At 66.9% G+C, this 6189-nt stretch carries 6 protein-coding genes and 1 pseudogene; all 7 read left to right on the top strand.

Annotated elements, in window-relative coordinates:
- Positions 1-720: pseudogene (locus AC16DP_RS18600) on the top strand (hypothetical protein); the annotation flags it as partial.
- A gap of 91 nt (positions 721-811) precedes the next feature.
- Positions 812-1753 (top strand): DUF2381 family protein, encoded by a 942-nt coding sequence (locus AC16DP_RS18595; RefSeq protein ID WP_329725843.1) that lies wholly within the window; start codon positions 812-814, stop codon positions 1751-1753.
- Positions 1754-1888: 135 nt separating this feature from the next.
- Positions 1889-3547: a SitA5 family polymorphic toxin gene (gene sitA5, locus AC16DP_RS18590; protein WP_329725842.1), complete on the top strand. Its 1659-nt coding sequence runs from the start codon at positions 1889-1891 to the stop codon at positions 3545-3547.
- A gap of 11 nt (positions 3548-3558) precedes the next feature.
- Positions 3559-4188 carry a hypothetical protein gene (locus AC16DP_RS18585; RefSeq protein WP_329725841.1) on the top strand — a complete coding sequence of 210 codons (630 nt, stop codon included), beginning with the start codon at positions 3559-3561 and terminating at the stop codon, positions 4186-4188.
- Between the two features lie 102 nt (positions 4189-4290).
- Complete coding sequence (locus AC16DP_RS18580; protein WP_329725840.1) at positions 4291-4917, top strand: hypothetical protein; 627 nt, start codon at positions 4291-4293, stop codon at positions 4915-4917.
- A gap of 100 nt (positions 4918-5017) precedes the next feature.
- The gene (locus AC16DP_RS18575) at positions 5018-5671 is read left to right on the top strand and encodes a hypothetical protein (RefSeq protein ID WP_329725839.1); all 654 of its coding nucleotides are present in this window, start codon (positions 5018-5020) and stop codon (positions 5669-5671) included.
- Positions 5672-5727: 56 nt separating this feature from the next.
- On the top strand, positions 5728-6069 hold the full coding sequence (locus AC16DP_RS18570; RefSeq protein WP_329725838.1) for a DUF4304 domain-containing protein: 342 nt from the start codon (positions 5728-5730) through the stop codon (positions 6067-6069).
- The last annotated feature ends 120 nt before the right edge of the window (positions 6070-6189 follow it).

Genomic DNA, 6189 nt, shown 5'->3' with positions numbered 1-6189 from the left:
CCGGCCGCTCCGGGGGTGCCAGCACCTGCCAGGTGGTGGACGAGCCATCCCACGCTGCACGCCGCGCTCGTCCGCGAAGTGGCGGAGCCGGGCGAGCCGTCCGAAGCTGAAAGGAGCGCGGCTGCATTCCCGGCCCCTTCCCCCGCGCTCACTTCCATGCTCCGCGAGAACGACACCCGCCCGAAGCCCGACGAGAAGCCCGCCGCCCGGCCGCAGCGCAAGGCGTTGCACTGTGTGCCGGGCCGCCAGGAGATGTGCGTGGTGGGCTTCTGCACCGTGTTGCTCACCGGCTGCTCGAGCACGCCCCAGGTGGTGCGCCCCCCGCCCCGGCCCGCCGACTGCCCTCCGGGCGCGGTGAAGACAATGAAGGAGCTGGGCATCCCCGTCGGGAAGGTGGGCGTCGCGGATTTCGGCGACCCCGACAAACGCGAGGGCCGCATCCTCAAAACCGTGCGCGAGTCCACGCCCATGCGGGTCTTTGACTTCAAGGGGCTGAACAATGCCACGCTCACCGGGCGGCTCTACCTCGGGCCGGAGCGCGTGTACGGCCGCTTCACCCAGGCCATGCGGCGGGATGGAACGACGTTCCCGGTGTGCCTGGAGCTGGTCTCGCACCGCGATGGAACGCTGGGTGCTTACCGGGATGACGTCGGCGGCCCCACCGACTCCGCCGTGGTCATCACCACGCAACATGTCCGGGCGGTGGAGCGCTTCGAGTAAGACCGGCGGGGGCAGCACAGGGAATGGGAGGTGTGGTAGAGGCCAACGCCTCCCGTCACCCCGCCCCGCCTTCCCCTGGAGGTTGACTCCCGTGCTCCTCGCGTCTCCCGTGGGCCTGCTCTCGCTGGCCCTCCTCGCTCCCTCCTCCCAGGCCGCCGAGCCGTCCCCGCCGGACGCGTGTGAAACGGCGAGCCCGCAGCTCGTGCTGAAGGCCGAGCCCCCCGAGACACCGCCCGTGGTGTGCATCAGCCCGGACGTGCCCCTCACGTTGCGCTTCGACACACCGCTTCGCCCAGGGTCCGTGCGAATGGAGGAGCGGGAGCGCTTCGTGGACGTGTCGGTGGGCCAGCGCGGCGTCACCCTGACGCCCCCGGAGAAGCTGAAGGCCGGGGAGCGCTTCCAAGTGGAGGTGTGCTTCGCGGATGACGCGGCCCCTGCGTGTGCTCGCTTCCTCCTGCTGGCCCACCCCGCGCTGGGCTTGTCCCAGGTGAAGGTGTTTCGCGAGCCCCGCCCGGTGGCCTCCATCCAGGAGGGCGAGAAGGCGGCCCGGGCCGAGGCCCAGCAGTGCCAGCAGGAGGTGCGCCAGTTGCGTGAAGAGCGCGGCGCCCCCGAGGGACTCCGGGGCGTGCTGGCCTCGGGGTTGCTGGTCGAAGGGCGTATTGGCTTCAAGAACCTGACGGACAGCGTCACCGAGGCCAAGGGCAGCGCCCTCGTCATGAGCCAGGCCCGTAGCTACCGCGCCGAGGGCCGGGTGGCGGTGGAGGTGTGGCTGAGGAATCCCGGCACGCGGCCCTGGACGGCGGCGGGCGCGGTGCTGCGCGGCCCCAAGGGCGAGGTGTTGAAGCCATTGCCCCTCTGGCAACCAGAGCCCATTCCTCCGGCTGATGCAGTAGCCGAGGAGCAGCAGCCCGGGCACCGCGTGGTGGTGGAGGTGTTGGCGTCGGAGGTGGAGGCGCGGGGCACGTACACCCTCACGCTCTGGGACGCCGAGCAGCAGCGCACCGTCACCTTGGGGAACATCACCTTCCCGTAGCGCTCGTGCCCGCTGCCAACCCAGTGCATCCTCCACCGCGCTCCCTACCTGTCGGCTTGACCGCCGTACCCGTGTTTCCGTGTACTCGCGGAAACCCCTGGCACCAGCCCGCCCGGCTGGAAGGAGTGGTGCGGTATGTCGCCCCATCTGAAGCATTCCCACCCGACAGGTCTGCCGCCGCGCCGCTGGTGGGTGGTGCTCGTGCTGTTGCTCTCGGCATGTGCCAAGGGCCATCCTCCCGGCGGAATGTTCGCGGGCCGGGGACCTGCACTGTCGCTCACCCCGCCACCGGCTCCCGTGGAGGAAAGCACCCCGGCCTCGGATGCCGGCCTCACGGGGGCGGTGGTGTACGAGGTGGCGGTGGTGGAGCCGGGCCGTGGCACCACGCGGCCGGTGCCGGTGAGCCGGGAGGACTTCCAGCGCGCATTGCGGCACATTGCCCACCAGGTGCAGCACGAGGGCAAGAGCCCGCGCGAGGCCGCACGCGAGTGGCTCAAGGGCCAGGTGGAGCAGCACCCGGAGTGGGAGCAGATGAGTGGGACGTGGGTGGCCGAGGTGGACAAGGGCCAGGTGCTCACCCTGGTGCCCGAGGACGCGGACAGCCGGCTGAAGCCCGTGGCGGACGAGGCCCTGCGCGAGCGCTACCTGCTGTGGTGCACGTGGGGGCGAGGCGGGGGCGACTGCCTGCGCCTGCTGGACGACGGGCCCTACCTCAAGACGGACGACCGGCGCACGCTGGCGCTGGCCCTGGCATTCGGCTCGGTACTGGAGGAGACGAAGGCGGCGTTGGGGCGGGAGTTGGACCCGCAGGTGCTGGTGGCCTCGTGCATGTGGACGCTCGGGGCGTACCTGGCCCTCTGGCTGGTGCCCGAGCCGACCACCAAGCTGTTGGCCGCCGGGCTGTCCGTGGTGCTGGTGGCGTGGCTGGGCGTGGACACGCTCTGGGGGCTGATGGACGGCTGGGCGGCCATGGCCACGCGGGCGCACGAGGCCACCACCTTCGAGGAGTTGCGCGAGGCGGGCGAGGGCTTCGCCCGGGTGCTGGGCACGGACGCGGCGCGGGCGATGCTGCTGGCGGTGGGCGCGTTGACGGGGCGCACGGTGGGGGAGGTGGCGGCGCGGGTGCGGGCACTACCGGGTTACGGCCTGGCGAGCGCGCAGTGGCGGGCGCAGGGGGGCGCGGCGGTGCTGGGGCGGGTGGAAGTCCTGGCGGCCGAGGAGGGTGCGCTGGCGCGGGCGGTGGCGGCGGTGGAGACGGTGGCGGCCACGCCACATGGCCCCCTGGCGGTGGTGATGCTCAAGAAGGGGCGGGGTGGCGGTACGTCCTCCGGGGGCGGCTCCTCGGGCATTGTCGCCATCCGTCACCGGGGCGGCAATCTGCAGGTCATTCTGCCCAACGGGCAGCGGTGGCACTTGCCTCGTGGCAGGTCCCTCCACGACATCCCGGTCGAAGACGAGGTGGGGGACAGGCTTCAGAAGGCCGTCACAGAGGCCGCCCAGCAATGGGGGAAGCACAGGCTCTCCCGCGCCGAGCAAGAAGCCATCGACGATGCCCTCAAGAAGGGCAGGTACTGGCTGGCGCACCTGCTGGAGCGCGAGGCCCGGGGCCGCTTCGTGCAAAATACGGTGAAAGACCAGCTTGGACATCTCTATGACTTCAGCCTGAGCAAGGGCGTCGACGTGATTGACCATGCCACAGGCCGCCGGTATGAGATTCTCTCGGGGACGGCGTCGAACCTCTCGCACCATGGCCGGCGCATGGCGGGCGAGTTCTTCCGGATGCTCACCTTCTGAAAGGGCGGCGGATGATTGCCAAGAAGGTTTTCTACGAGAACAACCAGTTGGAACACGAGCGGCTGGAGCTGACGGACAAAGGTACCCTCTACTTCCTGGGCCGCAATTTGACGCTGAAGAACTGCACGCTGGTACTGAAAGTGGCTGCCAGCAACCTGTTCATTCGTGACGTGCGCTTCACCGACTGCATCTTCGAGGTGAAGCAGGAACTGAAGAACCATCAGCAGTGGATACGTGCCTCACTCAAGGGCTGCCGGTTCAAGGGGCGGCTGTCGGGGTGTGACTTCGGGCACTGGCCCGAGTACGGCAAGGAGCCGGAGTACCAGCTGGGCTCCATCGAGGACTGCGACTTCTCCGAGGCTCGTCTGGATGCCTGCCGCTTCATGGGATGTGACCCACGCTCCCTCCGGTTGCCCAAATGGCCCTGCTTCACCTTCCTGGAGCCCATCCAAAAAGTGTCCGAGTTGCTCAATGCCAGATGGCCGGGCAACTTTGGGGATATCGTCGTGAATGGCATCTACAAGGATCCGCCGGGCACGAGAGCGCTGGTGTATCACGCTCCCTCCATTGCGAAACGGATGGAGACCACCCCAGAGGCGCTCAGGGCCGTCATCGAGCAGTTCGACTGCATCGTCTACTGACCTGGCCACGAGCCTCTCCGCAACGGCGTCGAACCTCGCGCACCATGGTCGGCGCATGGCGAGCGAGTTCTTCCGGATGCTCACCTTCTGAAAGGGCGGCGGATGATTGCCAAGAAGGTTTTCTACGAGAACAAGCAGTTGGAACACGAGCGGCTGGAGCTGACAGACAAAGGTACCCTCTACTTCCTGGGCCGCAATTTGACGCTGAAGAACTGCACGCTGGTACTGAAAGTGGCTGCCAGCAACCTGTTCATTCGCGACGTGCGCTTCACCGACTGCATCTTCGAGGTGAAGCAGGAGTTGAAGAACCATCAGCAGTGGATACGAGCCTCACTCAAGGGGTGCCGGTTCAAGGGGCGGCTGTCGGGGTGTGACTTCGGGCACTGGCCCGGGTACGGCAAGGAGCCCGAGTACCAGCTGGGCTCCATCGAGGACTGCGACTTCTCCGAGGCGCGTCTGGACGGCTGTCGCTTCCACGGTGACCCCCGGACCCTTCGGTTTCCCAAGTGGCCTTGTTTCACCTTCCTGGACCCCGTCGGTAAGAGCCGTGAGCTCTCCACCGTGCAGTGGCCTGGAAACATCGGCCCCGTTGTGATCGAGGACCTCGCCAGCTACCCGCCCTCCACAACCGCACTGACGTGGTTTGCTCCGGACTTCGCGAAGAGGAGCGGGTGTACACCGGAGGAGCTCAAGGCAGTAATCGAGCAGTTCGACTGCATCGTCTACTGACACGACCACGTGCTCTCCGCAACGGCGTCGAACCTCGCGCACCATGGCCGACGCATGGCGGGTGATTTCTTCCGGATGCTCACCTTCTGAAGGGGCGGCCATGGGGTGGCTCACCAACGTTCTCATTGAGGACAAGACGTCTGAAAACGAGCGGTTGGAATTGACAGACAAGGATTCGCTCTACTTCCTTGGACCCAACCTGACGCTGCGCAACTGCACTGTTGTCCTGAAACTGCCCGCCAGACGCCTGCGCATCCTCGGCGCACGGTTCATCAACTGCACCTTCGAGGTGAAACAGGAGTTGATCAACCACCAGGACTGGATAAGAGCTGCCCTCAAGGGGTGCTGGTTCAAGGGGCGGCTGTCGGGGTGTGACTTCGGGCACTGGCCCGAGTACGGCAAGGAGCCGGAGTACCAGTTGGGCTCCATCGAGGACTGCGACTTCTCCGAGGCGCGTCTGGATCACTGCCGCTTCCACGGAAATGACCCCCGCTCCCTCCGGTTTCCCAAATGGCCCGGCTTCACCATTCTGGACCCCATCCGTCACATTGCCGAGCTCCGCGACCTCGCCTGGCCGGAACGATTTGGCAGTTCGCTGCTCTCCTTGTTGGACCAGAGCCCGGAGAACCTCTACAAGCACCCGCGCTCCACGATGGCCCTGAGCTTCTACGCTCCCGTCGAGGCGAAGAAGTCGGGCACCGCGGAAGAGGCCTTCAAGGCCGCCATCGCGAAGTGCGACTTCATCGTCTCCTGACGCAGCGCCATGGGATGGCTCACCCACGTTCTCACCAAGCACAAGGCTACTGATACATGTTGACCGCTGCCCAGTTCGCGCGTGTTCGTGACAGGATGATGAAAGCCCTTGTCGTGCCACGAGGGTTCGAGGCCAGCCGCAGGACCTACACCCGCCGCGGTGAGCAGGTGCACATCATCTCCTTCAATGCCGCGAGGTTTGGTGGCAGCTTCACGGTGGATCTCGGCGTGCACTTCGCGGAGGTGCCTCCGTTCCCGCCTCTGAGCGGCGTCCCTTGGGGGGCGAATGAGTGTTGGTTGATGCGCCGTCTCCGAGACCGAGAGCGCAGCCAGTTCTTCGGCTATGGCAACAGCCACCAGGAAGCGGAGGAATTGGTTCGCGCCATGGCAGAGTGTTGACGCGCAAGCTGGTTGATGGGCGCGTGAGCGAGCTGGGTGATGGGCATCACGCCGGTGGTGGTGCGCCACGGCGGGTGATGGGAAGGCGACGAGCCGCCACCCGGGAGAGTGGCGGCCCGC

Source organism: Archangium sp. (assembly GCF_057119385.1).
The sequence above is the reverse complement of the archived record's forward strand: the minus strand, read 5'-3'. Positions and strand labels throughout refer to the sequence as shown.